This is a genomic window from Mesorhizobium sp. P2_D1, from assembly GCF_056404455.1.
In genome coordinates, this window is sequence record NZ_JBFUDZ010000009.1 from 62,455 (window position 1) to 87,755 (window position 25,301).

A 25,301-nucleotide genomic window follows, 5' to 3' on the forward strand; every position below is an offset into this window, starting at 1 on the left:
TCCAGATGAACACGCACAATCCCAATGACTTTCGCTATAGCGGCCGTCGTTCCGACGACACCTCCACCCGTTTCGATCGGGTTCCGCTGGCGGTGCGAACGCTGTCCAGCAACACCCTGTTCCAGGGCGAGCACGAGATCGGCATCGAGCATCATGGCGCGCTCTAYAGGCTGAAGATCACCCGCCAGGGCAAGCTCATTCTCAACAAGTAAGGCAAGGCAGTAGGGACGAAACATGGACCAGCGCGTAAAACCCGCCCCGCATGAAATCCGGCGGGCACGGACAGAGAATCCGAAGACGCGCGAGCGTGATCTGGCTGCCCAGCTCGGCATTTCGGAGGCCGAGTTGCTCGCAGCGCATTGCGGCGGCGGGGTCGTCCGCATCGAGCCGCGCGTCAACGATCTCCTGACTGGCCTCGAAGCCGTCGGCGAAGTCATGGCCTTGACCCGCAACGAAAGTGCGGTGCACGAGAAGATCGGCGTCTACGACAAGATCGTCACCGGCAACCACAATGCCATGGTGCTCGGCGAAAACATCGATCTGCGCATCTTCCCGAAAGTCTGGGCGCACGGCTTTGTCGTGGAAAAGCGCGATGGCGACGACATCCGCCGCAGCCTGCAGTTCTTCGACGCGGCGGGCGAGGCGGTGCACAAGGTGCATCTGCGGCCTGCCTCCAGTCTCTATGCCTACCAGAAGCTGGTCGCCGCGCTCGAATCGTCGAATCAGGAGCCGACGATCGACATTTCTGGACACGTCCCCGACGACGAGGTCCATGGCGGGGAAACCACCGCCAATCTCGACGATCTGCGCGACCGCTGGAGCCGGCTGACCGACGTGCACCAGTTCTTCGGCATGCTGAAGACGCTGAAGCTCAGCCGCAGGCAGGCGGTGCGCATGGTCGGCCAGGACTATGCCTGGCGGCTCGACAATGAAGCCGTCCGCGCCATGTTCCATCATGCCGCCGAGGGCGAGATGCCGATCATGTGCTTTGTCGGCAATCGCGGCTGTATCCAGATCCATTCCGGTCCGGTCAAATCCATCAAGCCGATGGGGCCATGGATCAACGTACTGGACGAGACCTTCCACCTGCACCTGCGCACCGACCACATCCATGAGGTCTGGGCGGTGCGCAAGCCGACCAAGGACGGTCACGTCACCTCGCTCGAAGTCTATGATGCCAACGGCATGATGATCATCCAGTTCTTCGGCAAACGCCACGAAGGCGAGAGCGAGCGCGACGACTTGGCGGAACACCTGCCGCGCATCCCTAGCCCGACCGCAGCTTGAGGACGCTACCTATGGTTTCCTTTTCCAGACTGGCGCCTGTTCTCAGGCTGGCGCTTGGACCGGCAATCGGTCTCTCCCTGGCTTTTGTCGCCTTGCAGCCCGGCAACGCCGCCGAGGGTGCGACCGTCTTTGCCGATCGCTCGAAGACAGTTGCCATTGGCGGCTCCATCACCGAGATCGTCTACGCGCTCGGCGAGGAGAAGCATCTGGTGGCTCGCGATTCCACCAGCCGGTATCCGAAAGCCGCACTTGATCTGCCTGATGTCGGCTACATGCGCCAGCTGTCGCCGGAAGGTGTGCTGTCGGTCAACCCGACCGGCATCCTTGCGCTGCACGGCAGTGGTCCCAGAGAAGCCGTCGATGTGCTGAAGAAGACGAGTGTCCCATTCATCGAAGTGCCCGAACACTATAGCCACGAAGGCATCCTGGAGAAGGTCCGCATCGTCGGCAAGGCACTCGGAGTCGACGCCAAGGCCGAGGTGCTGGTCAGGGAGCTTGATGCCAAGCTCACCGCGGCCGAAAGGCAGACGGCCTCGATCAAGCAGCGCAAGCGCATCCTGTTCGTGCTGTCGATACAGGGCGGCAAGATCCTGGCGGCCGGCAGCGAGACCGCCGCCGACGGCATGGTCAAGCTCGCCGGCGGGATCAATGCCGTGGAAGGCTTTTCCGGCTACAAGCAAATGTCCGACGAGGCGATCATCACCGCCAGGCCGGACGCGATCCTGATGATGAGCAATGCCGGGCCTCCGGTCTCGGACGACGAATTGTTCTCCAATCCGTCGATCGCCTCGACGCCGGCGGGTGCCGCACGCAAGCTGATCCGCATCGACGGCGCCTATCTGCTCGGCTTCGGGCCGCGCACGGCCGATGCTATCCACGATCTCGCCGTCTCGCTTTATGGCGGGCAGGTCACGGATTGAGCGGGCAGATCATGGTCGATGAATCAATCGCCGGCCCGGTGAAGGTGATGGCGGGTGGATCCGAAGGCGATCGCTCGGATCGCGCCCGCATCATCATCCTTCTGCTGTGCCTGGGGCTCGTCATTGCCGTGCTTTTGTCGCTCACGTCGGGGGCGTCGGACGCATCGGCCGCCAACGTCATCAGCGACTGGCTGTTCGGCACCGTGCCCCGCGACACCGCGTTGAGCGCCCGCGACAGGCTGATCGTCTACGACATCCGCCTGCCGCGCCTCATCCTGGGAACGCTGGTCGGCGCAGCACTTGCCGTCTCCGGCGCTGTCATGCAGGGGCTGTTCCGCAATCCGCTCGCCGATCCCGGCCTGATCGGCGTTTCGGCCGGGTCCAGCCTCGGCGCGGTTGCCGTCATCGTGCTCGGCGCCACGGTGCTGGCGCCGGTGACGGCCTGGCTTGGCACGCTTGCGCTGCCGCTGGCGGCATTCTGCGGCGGGCTCGCCACGACATTGGTGCTCTACCAGGTTGCCACGCGACGGGGACAAACCTCGGTCGCCACCATGCTGCTCGCCGGCATCGCGCTGGCGGCGCTTGCCATGGCGCTGACCGGCATCCTGATCTTCGTTGCTGACGACCGCCAGTTGCGCGACCTGACCTTCTGGCAACTCGGATCGCTCGGCGGCGCGACCTGGGCGAAGATCGCTTCGGTCGGACCGATCATCGTGCTGGCGCTGGCGGCGATGCCGTTTCTGGCGCGCGGCCTCAACGCACTGGCGCTGGGCGAGGCGACCGCCGGCCATCTCGGCATTCCGGTGCAGCGGCTGAAGTACACGGCCATCATCGGTGTCTCGGCGGCGGTCGGCGCATCCGTCGCCGTCAGCGGCGGCATCGGTTTCGTCGGCATCGTCGTGCCGCATCTGCTGCGGCTGCTGATCGGTCCCGACAATCGTTATCTGCTGCCGGCATCGGCGCTGCTCGGCGCCYCGCTGCTGCTGTTGGCCGACACCATCGCGCGCACCATCGTGGCGCCGGCTGAATTGCCGATCGGCATCGTCACCGCGATCGCCGGTGCGCCGTTCTTCCTGTGGATACTGCTGCGCAAGCGCGGCGTCGTTGATTTGTGATTTGGGATTTGTGACCTGTGAGGCTGGGATGATCGAGGCAAGGGATGTTTCCGTGGCGATCGCCGGCAAGCGGATCGTTGCCGGTGTCGATTTCGCCGCACACCCCGGCGAAGTGACGGCAATCGTCGGCCCCAACGGATCCGGCAAGACGACCTTCCTCAAGGCGCTGTCCGGCGAACTTGCCTACACCGGACATGTCGTCCTCAACGGCCGCGATCTCTCGGGGATGAAGCCGGTTGAGGTCGCCATCCATCGGGCCGTGCTGCCGCAGGCGACGACGCTGTCGTTTCCGTTCACGGTGCGAGAGGTCGTCAAGCTCGGCCTTGTCGGCGGCCGCTCGGGCGTCCTTCCGGGCGAGGACGCGCGGCTGCCGGAGCGGGCGCTGGCGCGTGTCGACCTCGACGGTTTTGCCGGGCGTTTCTACCAGGAGCTTTCGGGCGGCGAGCAGCAGCGTGTCCAGCTTGCGCGCGTGCTGTGCCAGGTCTGGGCGCCGGTGCTCGACGGCAAGCCGCGCTATCTGTTCCTCGATGAGCCGGTTTCCAGCCTCGATATCAAGCACCAGCTGATCATCATGAACATCGCCCGCGACTTCGCCAGAAGGGGTGGCGGCGTGGTCGCCATCCTGCACGACCTCAATCTGACGGCCATGTTTGCCGACCGGATTTTTGTCACGCATCGCGGCCTGCTTGCCGCCACCGGCTCGCCGCGGAACGTGCTGAGCGACGATCTGATCGAAAAAGTGTTCGACTGCCGGCTCAGGATCGGCGTGCTGCCTGACGGCGACATGCCATTCGTTTTGCCGCAGTCGACGGTCTATTGAGATTCAGGTGAGGCCGGGCTGCGAATGGCGTTTTCCTGCGCTTCCGGTACTCACGTACCCGAAAGTACGCTCCGTTCCGGTTCTCGGAACCCGCCATTCTCGACTCGTCCTAACCTGAATCTCAACAGACCTACTCAGACGGGGAGACTTGCTCAGGCGGCAGGTGCGCGGCGCTCAACCAGCATGTCGATACCGAGCAGGTTGCGCACATTCGGCCGCGCCGCCACGAGATCGGCGATCGTGTAGCGCTCCAGCACCGCGAAGAACGCGTTCAGCGCCTCGCGCAATGCCGAGTTCAGCGCACAGCTGTCGACCAGCGGGCATTCGGCGGCATCGTTCTCGAAGCATTCGGCCATGGCGAAGCTCTCTTCGGTCACGCGCACGACATCGAACAGGCTGATGGACTCAGCGGCACGGCCAAGCCTGACGCCGCCATTCCTGCCACGCACGGTCTCGACCAGGCCGTGCTCGACCAGCGGCTGCAGGATCTTGAACAGGAACAGCTCCGACACCGAGTAGGCGGCCGCGATCTCGGGGATGCGGCTCAATCGATCATTGTTGGCGGCACAATACATCAGGATGCGCATGGCATAGTTGGTCTGGCGCGTAAGCCGCATTTTGTCCTCACAACGCGCTGGCGCGGTAGAACCACGCCAGATTTCAAAACTTTACTGATGCGGCTCTGACCCCGAAATTTCGGATTCGCCACATTGGCCTGGGCGGAATATGGCCTATACCTTGGAACAATTCCAGACTAGCCGGGCACAATAGATGAACATTCTCGTCAACTTTGTGTGTGCATCCGAGCAAGGTGCGAGCGAAACCGGCTGTAACGGGCATTTCGCCTGATGAAACACTAAATAGGCCCGAGATTGACGAGGAGCAGCTCATCCATGTCACAATCGGTCCAGTCGCTGGCGCCTGTCCGTTTCGATGCCGACGCGGAGGCCAAGCTTTCCGCCTTGCGGTGGACAAAGTTTATCGCGGCGGCGGCGCTGGCGCTTTGCGTGCTGGTGTTTGCGCTCGCCAAATCGTTCGAGCACATCTATCCGTGGCTCGGATTTGTTGCTGCCTTTGCCGAGGCCGCGACCATCGGCGGGCTGGCCGACTGGTACGCGGTGGTGGCGCTGTTCAGGCGGCCGCTGGGATTGCCGATCCCGCACACCGCCATCATCCCCGAGAACCAGAGCCGCATCGCCGACAATCTCGGCCGCTTCATCGAGGTCAATTTCCTGGCGCCCGAACCAGTGCGTGAAAAGCTTGCCGAGGTCGATTTCTCGGCGCTGGTCGCCGACTGGCTCGCCGATGCCGAACGTGCGGCAGGCCTGTCGCGCTTTGTCGTGCGGCTGGTCCCTCAGACGCTCGCCGCCGTCGAGCAATCCGGCCTGCGTGGCTTCGTCACCAGCCGCATGCTCGAGCAGATCGAAAAGGTGCCGCTGGCGCCGCTGGCGGCCGAGCTGTTGTCGGCGCTCACCGACGACCGTCGCCACCAGAAACTGTTCGACGAATTCACCAAGGTGATCGGCCGGTTCCTCAACGACGAGCAGGCGCTGGCGACGATGCGCGAGAAGATCCGCGAGGAGTTGCCGTCGCTGTTCAACCTGTTCCGCGCCGACGCTTACCTGCTGAAGAAGATCGTCGCCTCGGCCGGTTCGCTGCTCGACGAGGTGCGGGCCGATCCCGACCATCCAATGCGCGCCGAATTCGACCGTTTCGCTCAAGCCTTCATCGAAAGGCTCAGGACATCGAAGCAGTATGCCAAGCGCGCCGAGAAGCTGAAACGCGATTTCCTGGCCCGGCCGGAGGTCAAGGGATTGGCCGGCGACATGTGGGCAAGCCTCAGCCAGTTCATCGAGCAGGACGCCAAGGCGCAGGAGTCGATCATCCGTACGCATCTCGCCAACATGTTCGTCGAGATCGGTCGCCATCTCGCCGGCGATGCGCAGATCCGGGCCGACATGAACCAGGGGTTCGTGGTGGCGCTCGCTTCGTTCGTGGAGAGCCAGAAGAGCGGCGTGTCGAAATTCATCGCCGACCAGGTCAAGCGCTGGGACCTGACGCAGCTGACACGGCTGATCGAGATGAACATCGGCAGGGACCTGCAATACATCCGCTTCAACGGTATGATCATCGGTGGGCTTGCCGGTGTCGTGCTCTATGTCGCCGAGCGGCTGTTCCTTGTCGGCTGACGCCCATTCGGGCCTGGGCCATTCACTGCGATCGAATGGACACGCAGCACTTCGGTGCTATTCTCTTGTCCGGAAGCCCAATCGGCGGCGACAGGGGAGAGACCATCATGGCCAAGCAACCGGAATCTGATTCCTTCATGGACATGTTCGGCAAGTTCGGCCGCGACCTCAAAGTGCCCAACGTCGATGTAGAGGCAATTCTTGCGCATCATCGCAAGAACCTCGAAGCGCTGGAAAAATCGGCCCGAGCCAGTGCTGCCGGCGCGACCTCGCTGTTGTCCAGGCAGCGCGAAATGCTGCAGGACACGCTGCGCGAGGTTACCGAGATGGCGCAAAGCTACAGGGCGCCGGGCAATCCGCAGGAACTGATGGCCAAACAGACGGAATTCGCGCGCAAATCCTTCGAGGCTGCGTTGAAGAACGCCGGCGAAGTGGCTGAACTGGTCAAGAAATCCGGCACCGAATCGGTCGACATCCTGCGCACGCGCATCAAGGAGGCGATGGAGGAAATCCGCGCCGGCTACGACAGGAAGTAGCGGTCTCCGGCCAAGGTGGCATTGTTGCCGCCGGCAGCCCGAAAGCCATAGAAATCCCGATTTACCCTGCCGTTGCGGCGGGCGGCATGGCACGATCGCGGCCGAAGTCGGCGGAACGGATTCGCGCAGGGCGAATTGACAGGGGCCGCCAGTTCGTGGTCCGGAGGCGTTGGAAGCTATCGGGAAACCAGGAATGACTGAAATACGGCTCAAGACGCCGCCGACCTACGAGCAATTGAGGACGATGGCCGGGCAGGAGCTTGGCGTGTCTGAGTGGACGACGGTCGACCAGAATCGTATCAACCAGTTCGCCGAATGCACCGGCGACCATCAATGGATTCATGTCGACCCTGAGCGGGCGCGACGGCAAAGCCCGTTCCGCACGACGATCGCGCACGGTTACCTGACGCTGTCGATCATCGGCGCGCTGGCGCTCGGCATGGGCATCGTGCCCGAAAACACCCAGGCTGCGTTCAACTACGGTTTCGACAAGGTGCGTTTCCTGGCGCCGGTCAAGGTCGGCGCGCGTATCAGGCTGCGCGCCGTGCTGTTGTCCATGGAGGATAGAGGCCCTGGCCAGTATCTGATGAAGGCGGCCAACACGGTAGAGATCGAAGGCGAGGAAAAGCCGGCGCTCACCGCTGAAACGCTGGTCATGCTCTACGAGCGCCGAAAACGGGCAGGGGCCTGAGCGTTACGAAACGCTGGGCTGCGCGCGGCCAACGGTGCGGGCCGAGAGCAGCGCAAGGAACAGCGCGACCAGCGCCAGTGCCGTTGCCGTCTGAAAGGTCACCTGCATTCCCCGGGCGGCGGCCACGGAACTCAGAATGTCTTGTTCCCCAGCCGATGCGACGGCGAAGACGGCGCCCATCAACGATGCGCCGGTGATGAGGCCGAGATTGCGCGACAGATTGAGTAGGCCGGAGACGACACCGCGCTCGCCGGCGCCAACACCGGTCATGATGGCTGCATTGTTGGACGTCTGGAACAGCGCGTAGCCGATGCAGGTGATGGTGATCGGCACGACATAGCTGGCAATGCCGAGTTTCGTCATGGCGAGCGACAGCAGGAAGGTGCCGGTGGCGAGGGTGGCCAAGCCGGCAACCATCATCCTGTGGGCTCCGAAGCGGTCGGTCAGGCGTCCGGCCAGCAGCGCCGACAGGGCCGAGAGGAGCGGGCCGGTCGACAGCACGAGGCCGACCATAGCGGCATCTAGCCCGAGCCCGCGCGACAGGTAGAACGGGGCAACCACCAGGGTCGCCATCATCACCGTTGCGACGACGAGGCTCATCGCCAGGCTGGCGCTCAACTGGAGGTCACGGAAGCCGGCAAGCTTGATCAAGGGGTTCTTCACTTTCGCCTGCGCAGCGGCGAACAGAACGACGCCGATGCCGGCAGCTATCAGCAGGCCGAGGTTGAGTGCGCCGAAATTGCCCCTGCCTAGAGTCATGGCCAGCGCATAGGCGGCCAGCGTCAGGGCCAGCAGGGCGGTGCCTACGGCGTCGAACTTGCCTGGATCGGTCTGGGCTGCCTTGCCGCGCGCCGGCAAGGCACGATAGGCGAGAGCGAAGGTGAGCATGCCCAGCGGCACGTTGACGAGGAAAATCGCCCGCCAGCCGAAGCCCGCGATCAGAAGGCCGCCGAGCGACGGCCCGAGTGTCGTGCCGATTGCGGACATGGCGCCGAGCAGGCCCATGGCGCTGCCGGTTTTGGCCTTGCTCACCGTTTCGGCGACAAAAGCCAGCGTCAGCGCCATCATCAGCGCCGCACCAAGTCCTTGCACGGCCCGCGCGGCGATCAGCAGCCAGAGCGTTGGCGCCAGGCCGCAGAGTATGGATGCCAGCGTGAACAGCGCGATGCCGCCAAGCAGCAACGGCCGGCGCCCGAACATGTCGGCCAGCCGTCCGGCGCTGACAATCAATGTGGTGATGGCGAGCAGATAGGCCAGAACAACCCACTGCACCGACTGGAACGAAGCGCCGAACGCCTGCATCAGCGACGGCAGGCCGACGCTGGCAATGCTGGTTCCCAGCGACGACAGCAGGGTGGCGAGCGAAAGGCTCGCCAGCGCCCGGCGGGAGGATTGGACCTGGGGCGGCGCCGATACGCGCTCATTTTGCTGTGCGATTGCCAAGGCGATCTCCTTTCCATCGGCTCCAGAACCGGAGCTGTCGGAGATCTAGTCTCTTGGTTGATATGGCGGAAGGCGCAGCATTTGCATGTTATTCGTGCACCAAACGCCATATCGTGTGCTATGATCCGCCGATGGCATCGCCCGATCTCAATTTGCTCGTCGCTCTCGACGTTCTGCTGACCGAAGGCAGTGTGGCGCGCGCCGCCAATCGTCTTGGTCTCAGCCCCTCGGCGATGAGCCGGACGCTGGCGCGGCTGCGCGAGGCGACGGGCGATCCGCTGCTGGTTCGCGCCGGCCGCGGCCTGGTTCCGACACCGCGTGCGCAGGAGTTGCGGCAGCAGGCTGGTCGCGTCGTCCAGGATGCGGAAACACTCCTGCGCCCTGCCACGCTCCTCGACCTTTCAGGTCTCGCCAGGACTTTCACACTGCGCACCAATGAAAGCTTCGTGGAAGAGTTCGCGCCGCGCCTTGTTGCTCGCATCGAAGCGGAGGCGCCACGCGTGCGACTGCGTTTCGCGCCGAAGTCCGACAAGGATGTCACGTCGCTGCGCGAGGCGGCGGTTGACCTAGAAATCGGCGTCGCTGGTGAAACCGGGCCTGAGATGCGTATCCAGGCCCTGTTTCGCGACCGCTTCATCGGTGCCGTGCGCGCTGGCCATCCCTTGAGCGAGGGCGTCGTGACGCCCGACCGCTACGCGGCAGGTCGCCACATCAGTGTTTCGCGGCGTGGCCGCGAGAAAGGGCCGATCGATCAAGCCCTTGAGCGGCTCGGACTCCAGCGGACTGTCGTGTGCATGGTTTCCGGCTTTTCGGCGACGCTTGCCTTGGCGCGTGCATCGGACCTGATTGCCAGCGTGCCCGAGCGGCACACCGAAGGCGCGCGCGCCGGCATGCACAGCTTTCCGCTGCCGGTCACCACCGTGGAGGTCACCATCTCCATGCTCTGGCATCCGCGTCTCGATGCCGATCCGGCACAGCGCTGGTTGCGCGACTGCGTGCGGGAGGTCTGTGCGGCTCGCTGACCACCTCGCAACGTCAACGCGCCATCGCCGCCTCAACCACCTTGAAAATCCGCTGGTCCGCGCACTGGGCAACGTTGAAGCGCAGGAAGCGGCTGGCTGCCTGGGATAGGCTGAACGCATTGCCGGGGGCCAGCACGATGTTGTCGGAGAGAGCCCGGCGGGCGACTTCGGCCGCATCGACGCCATCCGGCAGGCTGCACCATAGGAACATGCCGGCCGGCTGGTCGATCCAGGGCGTGATGCCGATTGCCCTCAGGCGGGTGTTCGTCTCGCCCATGGCGCGCGAAAGTCGTGCCCGCAGCAGATCCATGTGCTTGCGGTAGCTGCCGTCCTTCAGCAGTGTCAGCACCAGTTCGGCTGCAAGCCGCCCGCCGCCGAAGGTGGTGGCGATCTTGAGATCGGTCAGGCGCTCGATCCAGTCGCGGGGTGCTGCGATGAAGCCGCAGCGAACCGACGCGGACAGCGTCTTGGAGAAACTGCCGATCTGGACGACCCGGCTCAGTCCATCGAATGCCGCCAGCCTGGGGGCTGGCGCATGTTCGAAATCGGCAAAGATGTCGTCCTCGACGATGGTCAGGTCGGATTGATCGGCGAGCTTGAGCAGCCGGTGGGCCGTGACTGGCGAAAGGATCGCGCCGGTCGGGTTGTGGATGGCCGAATTGGTGATGTAGAGGCGAGGCCGATGCTCGGCCAACGCCTGCGCGAACAGGTCGATATCCGGCCCCGACGGTGTGTAGGGAACGCTGACGACCTTGGCGCGGTGGGCGCGCAGCAGAGCGTGGAAATTGAAATAGCAGGGATCGTCGACCAGTACCGTGTCACCGGGCTCGATCAGGAACCGGCACAGGAGATCGATGGCCTGCGTGCCCGATTCCGTCAACATGATCTGTTCGGGAGAGGCTTCGATGCTATGTTCGGCCATGCGCCTCGCCAGCAGGTTCCGCAGCGGCGGCAGGCCGAGCGGCGTGCCGTAGTCGGCGAGCGCGACATCCTCGGCGCGGGCCACGGTGCGCAGCGCACGGCGTAACCCTGCCTGGGGCATCCACGCGGCCGGCAGCCATCCGCAGCCGGGTTTCAGACTGTCATCGCCTGCCTCCAGAGACTGGCGCGAGATCCAGAGCGGATCGACCGCGCGATCGAGCCGGGGACCGATCTCGGCCAGAGACAGCGGCGCCAGCGAGCCGGCGGCATAGAAGCCTGAGCCCGGCCGGGAGCGGATCGCGCCTTCTGCGGCGAGCCGCTCATAGGCTTCGACCACGGTGGATTTGGAAACCTGCATGGATTTGGCGAAGGCGCGGATCGACGGCAATCGCGCTCCCGGAGTCAGGCTGCGCGCGGCAATCCGCTGGCGGACAGTTGCCATCACACTCTCGACCAAAGTGACCGTGTCCTCAGTCTCAGGCGCTGTTATCGTCATCTGTACTGCCTAGTCGACCATTACAGTTTTGCAAAATTGTACCCCATTGTCTCTGGCGACGCCATAGGTGCAGGCCCGATAGAGGGCGAAACAAACGGAGCCTGTGATGGACAAGATGGCGAGCGGCTGGGTGAACGGATTCGTCGGCGTGCTGATTTTCAGCGGCTCGCTTCCGGCAACGCGCGTCGCCGTGATGGATTTCGATCCAACCTTCGTGACATCGGCCCGCGCGGCGATTGCCGGACTGCTTGGTCTCGCCCTGCTGCTGGTGTTCCGCCAAAAGCGCCCGGAGCGAGGGGATCTGCTGTCGCTGGTCATCGTCGCGCTCGGCGTGGTGGTGGGTTTTCCCCTGCTGACGGCACTGGCGCTCAAGCACGTCACCTCGGCCCATTCCATCATCTTCGTCGGCCTGCTGCCGCTGGCGACGGCGATTTTCGGCGTGCTGCGCGGCGGTGAACGTCCTCGCCCGGCGTTCTGGCTGTTCTCGTGCGTGGGCAGCGCGCTTGTCGCGGGCTTTGCCCTGATGCAGGGCGTGACAGCCTCGCCGGTCGGCGATGGTCTGATGCTGGCCGCCATCGTCGTCTGCGGCCTGGGTTATGCCGAGGGTGCAGCGCTGTCGCGCAAGCTCGGCGGCTGGCAAGTGATCTGCTGGGCGCTGGTGCTGTCGCTGCCGATCATGCTGGTGCTGACTTTCGCGACGCTGCCGCCATCCTTTGCCAGCGTCGGCTCCAACGCCTGGATTGGGCTCGCCTATGTCTCGCTGTTCAGCATGCTGATAGGCTTCGTGTTCTGGTACCGCGGCCTTGCGCAAGGCGGCATCGCCGCCGTCGGACAGTTACAGCTTTTGCAGCCGTTCTTTGGCCTGGCGCTGGCGGCGACGCTGCTGCATGAGCAGGTCAGTCCGCTAATGGTGGTCGTGACGCTCGGTGTGGTGCTATGCGTGTTCGGCGCGAAGAAATTTGCCAGGTAGTTCCGGGGCGGCGGCTCCTGTCCCTAGAACTTCGTCACCACCCCGATGCCGATACCCTCGAAGCCGCCCATCGCCATCAAGGCCGCGGGCGCCTCGTCGAGGCTGATCTTCTTGCCGACCAGAAGTTCGGGCTTGAGCTTGCCGTTGCGGATCATCTCCATCATCGCCTGGTAGCGATAGGCCTGCATGCCGTGGCTGCCGAGAATCTCGAGCTCGAAGGCAATCACCTTGTCCATCGGCACCTGTGGGCGGGCGTGCTCCCCCAGCATCAGGCCGACCTGCACATGGCGGCCGCGCCGGCGCAGGTTCGCGATCGAGTTGAATGAGGTGGTGGGGTGGCCGAGCGCGTCCATCGACATGTGCGCACCGCCATTGGTGATCTGCTTCACGGCCTTGACGACATTCGGCGTTTTCGACGCGTTGATGGTGGCGACGGCGCCGATCTTCCTGGCGAAATCGAGCTTCTCGTCGGTGAGGTCGATGGCGATGACATTGGCGCCCATCGCGCTGGCGATCATGATCGCCGACAGGCCGACGCCGCCGCAGCCATGCACCGCCACCCATTCGCCCGGCGTCACCCGGCCCTGATCGACGATGGCGCGAAACGAGGTGACGAAGCGGCAGCCGAGGCTGGCGGCGGTGGCGAATTCCATTTCGTCGGGCAAGCGCACGAGATTGGTGTCGGCGTGTTCGATGGCGACATATTCGGCGAACGAGCCCCAGCCGGTGAAGCCGGGCTGCGTCTGATGTTCGCAGACTTGGTGATTGCCCGAGGTGCATTCGAAGCAGTGGCCGCAGCCGACGGCGAACGGCACGGTGACGCGCTCGCCGGCCTTCCAGCGGGTGACATGCTTGCCGGCGGCAACCACGACACCGGCCAGCTCATGGCCCGGTACATGCGGCAGACGGATGCCGTCGTCATGACCCATCCAGCCATGCCAGTCGCTGCGGCACAGCCCGGTCGCCTCGACCTTGATGACGACGCCATCGGCAGCCGGTTTCGGATCGGGAACGGTCTGGATCGTCGGCGCTTCGCCGAATTTCTCGAAGACGACGGCTTTCATTGGTAACTCCCAACCTTCAAATGGCCTGTGGGAAACGATAGCCGATTCCCTGTGCGGTCAAGCGGAAATCGAATCCGCCAAACATGGTGKCCGGAGCGAATGAAGTCCTACTCGGCATCGATCTGGTTCTGGGGAGCCGCCTTCTGGAAGGCCGAAAGGGCCATGCAAGCGGCGTTGATGCGCGCGATCGTCGGGTAAGGCGTCATGTCGAGGCCGAAACGGGCATTGCTGGTGACCTGCGCAGCCAGGCAGATGTCGGCCAAGCCCGGCATGTCGCCATGGCAGAATGTTCCTGTCTCGGCCGAGGCAGCCAGGATCTTTTCCAGCGGCTGAAAGCCTTCGTTCACCCAGTGGCGGAACCAGTTGGCGATGTCGTGGTCGCCGGCGCCGAACAAGGTGCGCAGCGAGGTCAGCACGCGCAGATTGTTCACCGGATGAATGTCGCAGGCGATCATCTGCGCCAGCATCCGGACCCGCGCCCGGCCAGCCGCGTCCTTCGGCAGCAGCGGTGGTTCGGGACGGGTCTCGTCGAGGAATTCGATGATCGCCAGCGATTGCGTCAAGAGCGTTCCGTCGTCGAGGATCAGCGCCGGCACCAGCCCTTGCGGATTGACCGCGAGATAGGCTGGCTCCAGATGCTCGCCATGGCGCAAATGATGCGGGACATAAACATAGCTCAGCCCCTTCATCTCCAGCGCAATCCGCACCCGATAGGAGGTGGAGGAGCGATAGTAGTTGTGCAGGACGATGTCGCTCATGCGCTCACCTCGGCTGGCCGACGGTGATTTCGATCGTGCCGATGCCGTCGACGCCGCCAGTCATCGTGTCGCCTGGGCCTACCGCGCCGACACCGGCCGGCGTGCCGGTGAAGATCAGGTCGCCGGGTTCCAGTTCCACCGCCTCGCTGCAGATCGATACGATATCGGCGATCGGCCAGATCAGTTCGGCGAGGTCGGCATCCTGCCTGACCTTGCCATTGACGGCGAGCCAGATGCGGCCCTTTTGCGGGTGGCCGGCTTTCGCCGCGGGGACCAGCGGGCCGCAAGGCGCGGAGCGGTCGAACGCCTTCGACCAGTCCCAGGGCCGCGCCGTCTTCTTGGCTTCATCCTGCAGATCGCGGCGGGTGAGGTCGATGCCGACGCCATAACCCCAGACATGATCTAGAGCCCGCTCGCGCGCGATGCGAAAGCCCGGCTTGCCGATCGCGGCGACCAGTTCGATCTCGTGGTGCAGATTGCCGGTCAAGGGCGGGTAGGGGATGGTGGTGCCGGAATCGACCACCGCATCGGCCGGCTTGGTGAAGAAGAAGGGCGGATCGCGCTCGTCATTGCCGAATTCGCGGGCATGCGCCGCATAGTTGCGGCCGACGCAGAAGATACGGCGCACCGCAAAACGCTCGGGCGAACCTGCAACGGCCACCGATGATGTCGCGGGCGAGGGAAGGACGAAGGCGGTCATGTGGGTCTCTGCTTGGTTGCCGGAACATTCGGCCGATTTGTGCGCCCGGGCAAGGCGAAGCGATCGAGAAAGCGCGGCCGCGCTTCCCGATGGAGATGGCGATGTACTATTTGGCAATAATCTGGCCATGGTCGCGAGGCTATTCTAAAGCGCGTCGCGTTTGAACGGATTTGAGGCGACGCGCTTTAGGTCTTTGTCTCATGCATGTCGTTCACCCAAAACCGGGGCCACTTTTGGGCGACATGCATCAATCGCCCCTGAGCCGAAATGAACCCCATGACCGCAATCCACGATCGCGCCCGGTTCCTGATCATCGACGACCATCCGCTGTTTCGCGAGGCGCTGCACAGCGCGGTGCAGATGGCCTATCCGGAAGTCGACACGGTGGAGGCGCGCTCGATCACCGAGGCGCTCGATCTTCTGGCCGGCGCCAAGCCGTTCGATCTGGCGCTGCTCGACCTCAGCATGCCCGACGTGCACGGCTTCGAAGGGCTGCTGCAGCTCCGAACTCGCTATCCGCGCCTGCCGGTGGTCATCGTCTCGGGCTATGAGGAGCCAAAAATCATTTCCGAGGCGCTGTCCTATGGGGCGGCCGGCTTCATCCCGAAATCGGCGCGCAAGAGCGACCTCGCCGCCGCCATACGCTCGGTGATGGAAGGTGCGATCTATGTGCCGGAAACCTATGAAGCCCGCACGCCGGACGCCGACAGCGTCGACCGCGCCGACATGGTGCAGCGCCTGTCGACGCTGACGCCGCAACAATTGCGGGTGCTGCAGATGCTGCGTCAGGGCCTGCTCAACAAGCAGATCGCCTACGAGCTGCAGGTCGGCGAAACCACGGTCAAGGCCCATGTGTCGGAAATCCTGCGCAAGCTGAATGTGTACAGCCGCACGCAAGCGGTGATCGAGGTGTCGAAACTGGACAATGCGGAGTTGTTCAGGGATCAGGCGGGGTTTTGAGGCGAAGCGGAACGGGGGTGGGGTGGTGGCGCCGGTTGGCAAAAAGTGCTTTTCGTCATATTGAAATTTAATAATGCGACCGATTGACGTACTTTCTCGCGAGATGACGCGTTTTCTGGTTAACCCATCTGGACGACACAATATCCGACAAATAGGGCTGGAGTTCGCGAAGGTCTTCGTCTGCTAGTGAGGGCAGCCATGCTGTGGCTTTCTCGGATGCTAACCGTGACTTTGATAAGAATGCTGCCGCAACGATCTTCCACATAGGAAAATTCTGTTGCGTGCGTCCATCAATCCATTCTTTGACGGTATCAGCGGCGGTCAAGAACGAATCATCCAGCAACGAACAAAGTCGGAAGAAATCTCTAACTTCTTTGAGATGATATTCCCCCTTAGACCTTCTAGCATCCATAAATTATTTTCATACCGCAATCGCGGTTGATCTCCCATTAATAAATCCCCTCGTTATGAAATGGCGCCCAAGCGAACATCGCGAAAAAAGCGCACTTGTCACAGTAATTCTCACCTTGAATAGCGCGTGTTTCGGGGCGCTAAAGCGATATAGACGAAACAATTTCTGTCGCTTCATCCAACTCCTTATTCATACGGTCGTTTTCCACACCCAGGGCGACGTATGTCACGAATGCAAAATCGTTTCCGTTTGATAAATACCACGCGGACAACGTCTTATCTTCAGTCTCTGAGGAGACGCCGACGCACATTGTGCTGTCAAATTTTCGTGCCCAAATACGCTTGGCGTCTATGAGGTTGTTTTGACAAAATTCAATCATGAACGATCTAAGGACGCCGAAACCTGCGTTTGGCTTTTCCCCAGCACGATACTTCGCAATAGAGAATTGAAGGGCGCCGACACCTGATGCTCTAGCCAAGGTGGGTGGTGATCCTGCGGGAAGGTCGTCGGTTATGTCTTCCCATCCGGCAGGCAGGTCGAAGGTGATGCCATAGAACTGTACTATCATTGTCGATTCTTTGGGCCGGGTGATTTGTCAGGGCGAGTGGCAGACATGATGAAAGTGCACTGTCGCCGTAATTGCCTCGATAAAAGTGCACTGTCACCGCAATTCGCATCTTAGAATTATCATCTCGAGACTGCGTCGGCGCGCGCCAAGGTCACCCTCCTTATTCTGTCAACATAAGCGTGATACAAAATATGTATCGAATAGTCTGCTTTATCAAATCGGTCCCAAGGGCCGTATTCACCCAAAATGGGATCTCTCCGTGCGTCGCCGCTTTTCGAGGGCACACCGAGGGTACCCAGCACATCGTTGCGACTGGATGAAAAGGGGATATCAAGAAGCTCTCGACCCAAATTGTCAGATTCTATAAATATGGTGTCTATTTTTTCATCGTTATCGCATGTGAATGAAAATTTGTTGCTCGCAGAAACGTAATCTATGCGGATTTCTGGAAGGTCATCTTCAACAGTTTTTCGGAATTTCCAGAATTTAAACGGTGCCGACGATAGGAGTAACGACGCCGGCTTTCCTAGACATTCAAGAATCCCATTGATCATTCGCTAAGCCAGTAGATGCGCCAGCAGCGCCCTCAATTGCGCCGGCTTCAGCGGCTTGCGCATCAGTTCGATGCCGCCGGCGCGCGCCGCCTTGGCGACGGCTTCGGAACTGTCGGCGGTGACGATCAGCGCCGGCACGGCGCGGCCGAGATAGTCGCGGACCTCGGCGATGGTGGCCGTGCCGAGATCGCCGCCGTCGAGATGCTGGTCGGCGATGACGATGTCGGGCACCCAGTCGGTATCGCCCAGCATGTCGAGGGCGTCGTCGGTCGAGGTCGCGGCCCGCACCAGGCATTGCCAGCGTTCGAGCAGGAAGGTCATGGCCTGCAGCACCTCGACATCGTTCTCGATCAGCAGCACCTTGGTGCCGAACAGGCCGTAGCCGCGCGGCCGTTCCATGTCGGCGCTGCTGGCGATGGCGTCGGCCGGGGCGCCGATTCCGACCGGAACATCGATGTGGAAGATCGTGCCGCGCCCGACCTTGGATGAAAATGTCACGGGATGGCCGAGCGCGCTGGCCATGCGGCGCACGATGGCAAGCCCGAGCCCGAGACCGCCGCCGTCCAACTCGGCATTGGCCGACGAGGTGCCGCGATGGAATTCCTCGAACACCGCCTCGCGCTGGTCTTCGGGAATGCCGCAGCCGGTATCGGCGACGTCGATGCGGATGGTGTCGCCACGATGTCTGGTGCCGACCAGCACACCGCCCGAGCGTGTGTAGCCCAGCGCATTGGAGAGAATGTTCTGCAGAATGCGGCGCAGCAGCGTTCGGTCGGAGCGGACCACGGCGTTGACCGGCCGGAATTTCAGCGACAGTCCCTTCAGTTCCGCCACCGGCAGGAAATCCGAGCGCAGCGACGAGAACAGCGCCTCCAGGCTGACGTCGCCGGTGTCGGGTTGCACCACACCGGCGTCGAGCTTGGAGATGTCGAGCAGCGTGCGAAGCAGGTCCTCCATCGTCTCCAGCGAGCGCTCGACCTGCCGCACCAGCTTCCTGCCCTCGTCGCTGGTCTGCACTTCGGCCAGCGCCGAAACCGAGAGGTGGGCCGCGTTCAGCGGCTGCAGCACGTCATGGCTGGCGGCGGCGAGGAAGCGGGTCTTGGACAGGTTCGCCAGTTCGGCGTTTTCCTTGGCGGCGCTGAGGTCGATGTTCGACTGCTCCAGCCGGCGCAAGGTCGAATGCAGCTCCTCGGTGCGCGTGCGCACGCGATTTTCCAGCGAAATCGCGGTCTGGAACAGCGAGAAGGCATTGCCCTGCTGGTCCATCGACCGCTCGACACGGCTGACCAGTGCGGCGTTGATCTTCTTCAGCTTTTCGAGATCGTTGATGTCCCTGAGCGGCATCTTATTCCGCCGCCTGTCGTTCGCCAAAGGCGATGCCGGTGAAGGTCTGGTTCAAATGCATCGACCGGTATTGTTCGCCATAAGTGCCGAAGCCGATGACATTGTTGACCCGGTAGAGCTCCGAGATATCGCGAAACACCTGGCGGTTGCGCGCGTCCAGGCGGCGCAGCACGCAGTCGAAGCCGAGGATCATGTCGATGCCGCCAAGCCGCTCCTCGACATCCCTGAGCGCGGCGCGCGTCGATTCGACCATGTCCTTGGGCTGGGCGATCGACAGCACGACCCCGTCGTCTATGGCGCAGAAGAACGACAGCGAGCCATCGGGATGCATCTTCTGGATAGACCGGCAATAATATTCGCCGCCTACCTTCACCACCACCGGATGCGAGGCAAAACTCAGCGGCGTTAGCGTCTGAGCAACGATGCCGACGGACGCGGCATATTCCTCCGCCGCGTTGGTGGCGTTGAACTCGCGCACGATGCGGTGATCGGGATCGGCCGAGGTCACCACCAGCTTCTCGTCGGTGGGAACGAAATTGTCGGTCTTGAAGACGTGGAAAGGGATTTCGGTGGCGATCAGCACGATGATGGCGCTGTCGGAGGTGACGTTGCCGTTCGAGATCAGGCGCGTCGTCTCGAACTTCAGGTCGTCGCCGGCCGAGCCGCCGAGCAGCGGTATGTCGTCGAGGCCCCAATGGATGGCCGAACTCACCGCTTCCTCGGCATAGGAGAGCCCGTCGATGAAGCACAGCGCGAACGTGCCTTTGGTGCGGTCGCAACCCAGGCGCGCGCGCAGCGACCGCCGCAAGGCCTCGACCTCGCTGGTGATCCTGTCCATGCCCGACGAGGACAGATCGTCGACCATCACGCTGACGGCGGTGAACGCGGCGGACGGAAGCAGCATGGCGAGCACGTGGCCATCCTCAAGGCCTTGCGGCGTGATCTCGCCGGCGGTCGAGCAGCCCGCGTGATGAAGCGCGGGCGCGTGGCTCATGAGCGCCTGGGAAAGGGTGTCGGCCTCGACCAGGCTCTGGGAAAAGAACAGCAGCGCGAAGCCGGCGTCGATTGCCGCGGCCTCCAACGCGATCGCCTTGGCGAATGCGTCCATGTCGGGCTCATCCGTGGTGAGCGCCGACAGGCCGCATGCATAGCGCGTCCGTGAACTGGCCAGCGGTGTTCTCCGCATTTCCTCCGACGCTGTTTTATGCGCGTCGGGCGCGCGGGCGTCTGATAACATTGTTGCCCTCAAACCCTGTTTTGGCAATGGGCGACCGGGGCCGTGCGTTTGGGCTCGGCCCATGACCGAAAGTACAATGTAACGAGTTTGCGACGTGCTGTTTTTTGTCGATTGTGCAGTGTACGAATAACGCATGGCCGAAGCGCCAACACCGCGTCGGCAGTGTGATGACCAAGGTTGATACCCAGGGAGGAAGCATGTCGGACATTTCGTTGATGGTGAACGGAAAAAGGGTCAGCGGCGCTGCCGAGGACCGAACGCTTCTGGTTCACTTCCTGCGCGAGAATCTCGGCCTTACCGGAACGCATGTCGGCTGCGACACGTCGCAATGCGGTGCCTGCGTCGTCCATGTCGACGGCAAGGCGGTCAAATCCTGCTCGATGCTCGCGGTACAGGCCTCCGGCTCGACCGTGGTGACGATCGAGGGCCTTGCCAATGGCGCCGATCTGCATCCGGTGCAGRCCGCCTTCAAGGAGCATCACGGGCTGCAGTGCGGCTTCTGCACGCCGGGCATGATCATGACGGCGACCGACATGATCAACCGCCACCCCGAAGGCCTCGACGAAGCGACGGTGCGCACCGAACTCGAGGGCAACATCTGCCGCTGCACCGGCTACCACAACATCGTGAAGGCGATCCTTGCCGCATCGAAGACGATGTCCAAGGGGTCGAAGGGCAAAGCCAGGCAAGCGGCGTGAGAAGGAAGTGAACAGCGAATAGGGAGTAGCGAATAGTCAGCAGTCTGACGAAACGCCAACTCACCACAATTCGCCAATCACTACTCACTATTCGCTATTTCAGCATTTCGGGAGGAATTTCTGATGGGCATTGAAGGTGTTGGCGCTCGGGTCGCGCGCAAGGAAGACAAACGATTCATCACCGGCGCCGGCCGCTATGTCGACGACATGGTGGTTCCCGGCATGAAGCACGCAGCCTTCGTGCGCAGCCCGCACGCGCATGCGCAGATCAAGAAGATCGACGTCAAAAAGGCTCAAGCCATGCCCGGCGTCATCGGCGTGCTGACCGGCAAGGAGCTCAAGGCCGACGGCATCGGCAACCTCATCTGCGGCTGGATGATCCACTCCAAGGATGGTTCCCCGATGAAGATGGGGGCGTGGTCGCCACTTGCTTTCGACCGGGTCCGATACGTCGGCGATGCCGTCGTCATCGTCGTGGCCGAGACCAAGGGGCAGGCGCGTGATGCCGCCGAGGCGGTCGAGATCACCTACAAGGAACTGAAGGCCGTCGTCGATGCCTCGAAGGCCATGGACAAGGGTGCTCCGCAGATCCACCCCGAGGCCGACAACAACCTGATCTTCGACTGGGACATCGGCAATGCCGACGAGACGGCCGCGGCGTTCAGGAAGGCGGCCCATGTCGTCAAGATGGATATCATCAACAATCGCCTCGTGCCCAACGCCATGGAGCCGCGCGCGGCGCTTGGCCACTACGACAAGGCAGAGGACCACTACACCTGCTGGACGACCTCACAAAACCCGCATGTTGCACGGCTGGTGATGAGCGCGTTCTACAATGTCGCGCCGGAAAACAAGCTGCGGGTCATAGCGCCCGATGTCGGCGGCGGCTTCGGCTCGAAAATCTACATCTATCCCGAAGAGATCGTCTGCCTGTGGGCGTCGAAGAAGACCGGCGTGCCGGTCAAATGGGTGGCCGACCGCACCGAGAGTTTTCTGACCGACGCACATGGCCGCGACCATCACACCCATGCCGAAATGGCCTTCGACAGCGATCACAAGATCCTCGGCCTGAAGGTCGAAACCAAGGCCAATCTCGGCGCCTACATGTCGCTGTTCTCGTCGGCGACGCCGACCTACCTCTATGCGACGCTGCTGTCGGGCCAGTACAACATCCCCGCCATCCACGCCAATGTGAAGGCGATCTACACCAACACCGCACCCGTCGATGCCTATCGCGGGGCAGGGCGACCGGAAGCAACCTTCGTCATGGAACGCATGATGGAGACCGCCGCGCGCCAGTTCGGCGTCTCACCCGCGGAGTTGCGCCGCAAGAACTTCATCACCTCGTTCCCGCACCAGACGCCGGTCATCATGTGCTACGACGCCGGCGACTATGCCGCTTCGCTCGACGCGGCGATGAAGGCGTCGGACTATGCCGGCTTTGCCAAGCGCAAGGCTGCCGCAGCCAAGAAGGGGCTGCTGCGCGGCATCGGCATGAGCTGCTACATCGAGGCTTGCGGCATCGCGCCGTCGGCGGCGGTCGGTTCGTTGGGCGCCGGTGTCGGTCTGTGGGAATCAGCCGAAGTGCGGGTCAATGCCGTCGGCACGATCGAGGTGCTGACCGGCTCGCATAGCCACGGCCAGGGCCATGAGACGACCTTCGCCCAACTCGTCAACGAGCGCTTCGGCGTGCCGCTCGATTCGGTCTCGATCGTCCATGGCGACACCGACAAGGTGCAGATGGGCATGGGCACCTATGGATCGCGCTCCGGTGCGGTCGGCATGTCGGCCATCGTCAAGGCGCTCGACAAGGTCGAGGCCAAGGCCAAGAAGATCGCCGCCCATCTGCTCGAGGCGGACGAGGGCGACATCATCATCGAGAACGGCGCGCTGAAGGTCGCCGGCACCGACAAGAACGTGCCATGGTTCCAGATGGCGCTCGCCGCCTACACCGCCCACAATCTGCCGGGCGGCATGGAGCCCGGGCTGAAGGAAACGGCGTTTTATGATCCGTCGAACTTCACCTTCCCGGCGGGCTGCTACATCTGCGAGGTCGAGGTCGATCCGGAAACCGGCATGACCGAGATCATCCAGTTCGTCGCCGCCGATGATTTCGGCAACATCATCAATCCGATGATCGTCGAGGGCCAGGTGCATGGCGGACTGGCGCAAGGCATCGGCCAGGCGCTGCTCGAAGGCGCCCACTATGACAATGGCGGCCAGCTGCTGACCGCGAGCTTCATGGATTRCACCATGCCGCGCGCCGGCGACTTGCCGTCGTTCAAGGTCTCGACGTCGAACACGCCATGCCCGGGCAATCCGCTCGGCATCAAGGGCTGCGGCGAGGCCGGCGCCATCGGCTCGCCGCCGGCGGTGATCAACGCCATCACCGACGCCATCGGCAGCAACGATCTTGCCATGCCGGCATCGCCGTCCACCGTGTGGGCAGCGATCCGCGCGACGACGAAACACTGAGGAGGAACGAGCATGTATTCGGTCAACTATCACCGCGCCGCCTCGGTCGCCGACGCCGCCAAACTCGTCAAGGCGGGCGATGCGAAGCTGCTTTCGGGCGGCATGACGCTGATCCCGGCGATGAAGACACGGCTTGCCGCGCCCTCCGACCTTGTCGACCTGTCGAAGATCAAGGAGTTGCAGGGGGTCAAGGTGTCGGGCAAGACGGTGACCATCGGCGCCGCGACCACGCATTACGACGTTGCCAATGACGAGAAGCTGAAGAAGGCCTGCCCGGCGCTTGCCCATCTGGCGTCGCTGATCGGCGATCCGGCGGTGCGCCACCGGGGGACGATCGGCGGCTCGATCGCCAACAACGATCCGGCGGCCGACTATCCGGCGGCGCTGCTGGCGCTGGGCGCCACCATCGTCACCAACAAGCGCCAGATCGCCGCCGACAAATTCTTCAAGGGCCTGTTCGAGACGTCGCTGAAGGAAGGCGAGATCGTTACCGCCGTCACCTTCACGGCGCCGGCCAAGGCGGCCTACGAAAAATTCCGCAACCCGGCATCGCGCTATGCGATCGTCGGTGTGTTCGTGGCCAAGGGCAAGGATGGCGTCAGCGTCGCCGTCACTGGCGCCGGTGATGACGGCGTCTTCCGTTCGAAGGAGATCGAGGCAGCCCTGGCCAAGAATTTCGCGGCCTCGGCGCTCGAAGGCGTGAAGGTATCGGCGAAAAATTTGATGACCGACATCCACGCCTCGGCCGACTACCGCGCCAATCTGATCGCGGTGATGGCCAAGCGCGCTGTGGCTGCCGCCACCGCCTGACACCATCAGTCGCGCACAAGGAAAGGGGCCCCTGCGGCCCCTTTTTGCGTGCGGTGACTTGCAACTGTCCGGTTCCGATGGAATCGCCGACGCACGCCAACCGTTTGCTTGAAGCAATTCCCGTCCATACTTCGCCAGGAACTGCGTCAGCGACAATCTCGCACTTGCACAAAGCGATATTGCACTGCACTATGCCGGTGACCAAACGCGAGCCGGGTTGTTAGTGTCGATCACGGCCTGCGACCCTTTCAGCATCTTTCAATGCGAAGGGAGCCGGCATGACCGACATCTCCGCGACGCATGTCGTTGCGTCCCGACCCGTCGCCGACAGAGCGGCCAGAACGAGACTAGCCTATCTCGATGGCTGGCGCGGCCTGTCGATCGCCCTGGTGCTGATCGGCCATTTCTTTCCTGTTCCCGGGATCAATCTGGGCGTGCTGGGCGTCGAATTCTTCTTCGTGCTCAGCGGCCGGCTGATGAGCGAGATCCTGTTCATCGAGCGCTACCCATTGAAGAAATTCTTCAAGCGGCGTTTTTCCCGCATCTATCCGGCACTTCTGGTCTTCGTGGTCGTCGCCATGATTGCGCTCTCCGGCACATTCATCGCCTTCAAATGGAAGGCGGCGCTGACCGCGCTGACATTCACCTACAATTATGCCGGCATTCTCGTCACGCGGGCGGGCGCGCTCGACCATATCTGGTCGCTCTGCATCGAGGAGCACGCCTATATCATCTTGGCGCTGATCAGCGTCGTCGTCTTAAGCCGCTCTCGCGTCGTCGTGCTGCTCCTGGCGCTGGCCTTGCTTGCCATGGCCAATGGCGCGGTTTCGTACTGGGTGTTCGGGATGGACTACGAAACCACCTACTGGCGCACCGATGTGCATATCGCCTCGATCCTGCTGTCGGCCTCGATCTGCTTGCTCAAGGCGGATGGCAGACTGCCGGCGATCTTCAGAGGCAGGCACGTGGCACTGGCGGCATCGATCTTCGCCATTCTTCTGTTCCTCGATCGGGTGCCGACGCCGATCCACTATCTCTTCGCGGTGCCGCTGCTGGCGCTGGCCGTCAACGCGCTCGATTTCAGCCCGCGCTATCTGACCGGATTGCTGTCCTCCTGGCCGATGGCGACGCTCGGGCTGTGGTCGTACTCGCTCTATCTGTGGCAGCAGCCGTTCTACAAATTCGTCTATGAGCAAGGCAGCGCGCCGATCCCGATGCTGGCCGGGGTCTTCGTCTGCGCGCTCTGCAGCTACTACATCGTCGAGCGACCGGCACGCGAATGGCTCAACCGCAACTGGTAATGCTGGAGCG

24 protein-coding genes are annotated in these 25,301 nt (G+C 62.8%); 15 read left to right on the top strand and 9 right to left on the bottom strand.

Translation table 11 applies throughout. From position 1 onward, the window contains the following. Positions 1 to 5 precede the first annotated feature (5 nt). Genes hemP through AC1D0I_RS09735 form a run of 5 tightly spaced genes read left to right on the top strand, consistent with a single transcriptional unit; the run spans position 6 to position 4,142 of the window. A complete protein-coding gene (gene hemP / locus AC1D0I_RS09715) occupies positions 6 to 212 on the top strand; it encodes a hemin uptake protein HemP (protein WP_477394693.1) in 207 nt (68 codons plus the stop codon). Positions 213 to 234: 22 nt separating this feature from the next. Next, on the top strand, positions 235 to 1,287 hold the full coding sequence (locus AC1D0I_RS09720) for a hemin-degrading factor (RefSeq protein ID WP_477394695.1): 1,053 nt from the start codon (positions 235 to 237) through the stop codon (positions 1,285 to 1,287). A gap of 11 nt (positions 1,288 to 1,298) precedes the next feature. Continuing rightward, entirely contained in the window at positions 1,299 to 2,207 is a 909-nt protein-coding gene (locus tag AC1D0I_RS09725; RefSeq protein ID WP_477394697.1) for a heme/hemin ABC transporter substrate-binding protein, read from the top strand. A gap of 11 nt (positions 2,208 to 2,218) precedes the next feature. Continuing rightward, the gene (locus AC1D0I_RS09730) at positions 2,219 to 3,322 is read left to right on the top strand and encodes a FecCD family ABC transporter permease (RefSeq protein WP_477394699.1); all 1,104 of its coding nucleotides are present in this window, start codon (positions 2,219 to 2,221) and stop codon (positions 3,320 to 3,322) included. A 28-nt stretch (positions 3,323 to 3,350) separates the two neighbouring features. After that, positions 3,351 to 4,142 (top strand): heme ABC transporter ATP-binding protein, encoded by a 792-nt coding sequence (locus AC1D0I_RS09735; RefSeq protein WP_477304355.1) that lies wholly within the window; start codon positions 3,351 to 3,353, stop codon positions 4,140 to 4,142. Between the two features lie 152 nt (positions 4,143 to 4,294). Here AC1D0I_RS09735 and rirA read toward each other — a convergent pair whose 3' ends face one another. Further along, a complete protein-coding gene (gene rirA, locus AC1D0I_RS09740; RefSeq protein WP_095087491.1) occupies positions 4,295 to 4,759 on the bottom strand; it encodes an iron-responsive transcriptional regulator RirA in 465 nt (154 codons plus the stop codon). 276 nt (positions 4,760 to 5,035) lie between these two features. Between rirA and AC1D0I_RS09745 the strand changes: the two genes are divergently transcribed. The 3 genes from AC1D0I_RS09745 (at position 5,036) to AC1D0I_RS09755 (ending at position 7,558) form a co-directional block, all read left to right on the top strand. Next, positions 5,036 to 6,331 (top strand): DUF445 domain-containing protein, encoded by a 1,296-nt coding sequence (locus tag AC1D0I_RS09745; protein WP_477394701.1) that lies wholly within the window; start codon positions 5,036 to 5,038, stop codon positions 6,329 to 6,331. 107 nt (positions 6,332 to 6,438) lie between these two features. After that, positions 6,439 to 6,867, top strand: coding sequence for a phasin family protein (locus tag AC1D0I_RS09750; RefSeq protein ID WP_095087495.1), 429 nt, complete (start codon positions 6,439 to 6,441; stop codon positions 6,865 to 6,867). A 193-nt stretch (positions 6,868 to 7,060) separates the two neighbouring features. Further along, entirely contained in the window at positions 7,061 to 7,558 is a 498-nt protein-coding gene (locus tag AC1D0I_RS09755) for a MaoC family dehydratase (protein ID WP_477304349.1), read from the top strand. 3 nt (positions 7,559 to 7,561) lie between these two features. Here the strand turns inward: AC1D0I_RS09755 and AC1D0I_RS09760 are convergent, their stop codons facing one another. Next, positions 7,562 to 9,001: an MFS transporter gene (locus AC1D0I_RS09760; RefSeq protein WP_477394703.1), complete on the bottom strand. Its 1,440-nt coding sequence runs from the start codon at positions 8,999 to 9,001 to the stop codon at positions 7,562 to 7,564. A gap of 131 nt (positions 9,002 to 9,132) precedes the next feature. On the opposite strand from AC1D0I_RS09760, the gene AC1D0I_RS09765 reads away from it, so the two are divergent. Beyond that, a complete protein-coding gene (locus tag AC1D0I_RS09765) occupies positions 9,133 to 10,023 on the top strand; it encodes a LysR family transcriptional regulator (protein ID WP_477394705.1) in 891 nt (296 codons plus the stop codon). 13 nt (positions 10,024 to 10,036) lie between these two features. On the opposite strand, the gene AC1D0I_RS09770 is transcribed toward AC1D0I_RS09765, so the two are convergent. Continuing rightward, on the bottom strand, positions 10,037 to 11,386 hold the full coding sequence (locus AC1D0I_RS09770; RefSeq protein WP_477394707.1) for an aminotransferase-like domain-containing protein: 1,350 nt from the start codon (positions 11,384 to 11,386) through the stop codon (positions 10,037 to 10,039). Between the two features lie 160 nt (positions 11,387 to 11,546). Between AC1D0I_RS09770 and AC1D0I_RS09775 the strand changes: the two genes are divergently transcribed. Continuing rightward, the gene (locus AC1D0I_RS09775; protein WP_477394709.1) at positions 11,547 to 12,410 is read left to right on the top strand and encodes a DMT family transporter; all 864 of its coding nucleotides are present in this window, start codon (positions 11,547 to 11,549) and stop codon (positions 12,408 to 12,410) included. A 23-nt stretch (positions 12,411 to 12,433) separates the two neighbouring features. Here AC1D0I_RS09775 and AC1D0I_RS09780 read toward each other — a convergent pair whose 3' ends face one another. The 3 genes from AC1D0I_RS09780 to AC1D0I_RS09790 all read right to left on the bottom strand — a co-directional run bounded on the left by AC1D0I_RS09780 (position 12,434) and on the right by AC1D0I_RS09790 (position 14,932). After that, positions 12,434 to 13,474, bottom strand: coding sequence for a zinc-dependent alcohol dehydrogenase family protein (locus AC1D0I_RS09780; protein ID WP_477394711.1), 1,041 nt, complete (start codon positions 13,472 to 13,474; stop codon positions 12,434 to 12,436). A gap of 107 nt (positions 13,475 to 13,581) precedes the next feature. Further along, complete coding sequence (maiA, locus tag AC1D0I_RS09785) at positions 13,582 to 14,232, bottom strand: maleylacetoacetate isomerase (protein WP_477394713.1); 651 nt, start codon at positions 14,230 to 14,232, stop codon at positions 13,582 to 13,584. 4 nt (positions 14,233 to 14,236) lie between these two features. Continuing rightward, positions 14,237 to 14,932, bottom strand: a complete 696-nt coding sequence (locus tag AC1D0I_RS09790; protein WP_477394715.1) for a fumarylacetoacetate hydrolase family protein — start codon at positions 14,930 to 14,932, stop codon at positions 14,237 to 14,239. A 276-nt stretch (positions 14,933 to 15,208) separates the two neighbouring features. Between AC1D0I_RS09790 and AC1D0I_RS09795 the strand changes: the two genes are divergently transcribed. Further along, on the top strand, positions 15,209 to 15,892 hold the full coding sequence (locus tag AC1D0I_RS09795) for a response regulator (protein ID WP_477227478.1): 684 nt from the start codon (positions 15,209 to 15,211) through the stop codon (positions 15,890 to 15,892). Between the two features lie 551 nt (positions 15,893 to 16,443). On the opposite strand, the gene AC1D0I_RS09800 is transcribed toward AC1D0I_RS09795, so the two are convergent. The 3 genes from AC1D0I_RS09800 to AC1D0I_RS09810 all read right to left on the bottom strand — a co-directional run bounded on the left by AC1D0I_RS09800 (position 16,444) and on the right by AC1D0I_RS09810 (position 19,956). Continuing rightward, the gene (locus AC1D0I_RS09800) at positions 16,444 to 16,872 is read right to left on the bottom strand and encodes a hypothetical protein (RefSeq protein WP_477394717.1); all 429 of its coding nucleotides are present in this window, start codon (positions 16,870 to 16,872) and stop codon (positions 16,444 to 16,446) included. A 557-nt stretch (positions 16,873 to 17,429) separates the two neighbouring features. Then, positions 17,430 to 18,770, bottom strand: a complete 1,341-nt coding sequence (locus AC1D0I_RS09805) for a hybrid sensor histidine kinase/response regulator (RefSeq protein WP_477227477.1) — start codon at positions 18,768 to 18,770, stop codon at positions 17,430 to 17,432. Between the two features lies 1 nt (position 18,771). Beyond that, positions 18,772 to 19,956 (bottom strand): FIST N-terminal domain-containing protein, encoded by a 1,185-nt coding sequence (locus AC1D0I_RS09810; protein WP_477394718.1) that lies wholly within the window; start codon positions 19,954 to 19,956, stop codon positions 18,772 to 18,774. Between the two features lie 248 nt (positions 19,957 to 20,204). Here AC1D0I_RS09810 and AC1D0I_RS09815 point away from each other — a divergent pair, with 248 nt between their 5' ends. The 4 genes from AC1D0I_RS09815 to AC1D0I_RS09830 all read left to right on the top strand — a co-directional run bounded on the left by AC1D0I_RS09815 (position 20,205) and on the right by AC1D0I_RS09830 (position 25,291). Beyond that, positions 20,205 to 20,705, top strand: coding sequence for a (2Fe-2S)-binding protein (locus AC1D0I_RS09815; RefSeq protein WP_477394720.1), 501 nt, complete (start codon positions 20,205 to 20,207; stop codon positions 20,703 to 20,705). Positions 20,706 to 20,828: 123 nt separating this feature from the next. Next, complete coding sequence (locus AC1D0I_RS09820; protein WP_477394722.1) at positions 20,829 to 23,180, top strand: xanthine dehydrogenase family protein molybdopterin-binding subunit; 2,352 nt, start codon at positions 20,829 to 20,831, stop codon at positions 23,178 to 23,180. A gap of 12 nt (positions 23,181 to 23,192) precedes the next feature. Beyond that, the gene (locus AC1D0I_RS09825) at positions 23,193 to 23,990 is read left to right on the top strand and encodes an FAD binding domain-containing protein (RefSeq protein WP_457153142.1); all 798 of its coding nucleotides are present in this window, start codon (positions 23,193 to 23,195) and stop codon (positions 23,988 to 23,990) included. A gap of 278 nt (positions 23,991 to 24,268) precedes the next feature. Then, complete coding sequence (locus AC1D0I_RS09830) at positions 24,269 to 25,291, top strand: acyltransferase family protein (protein ID WP_477394724.1); 1,023 nt, start codon at positions 24,269 to 24,271, stop codon at positions 25,289 to 25,291. Positions 25,292 to 25,301: the final 10 nt, after the last annotated feature.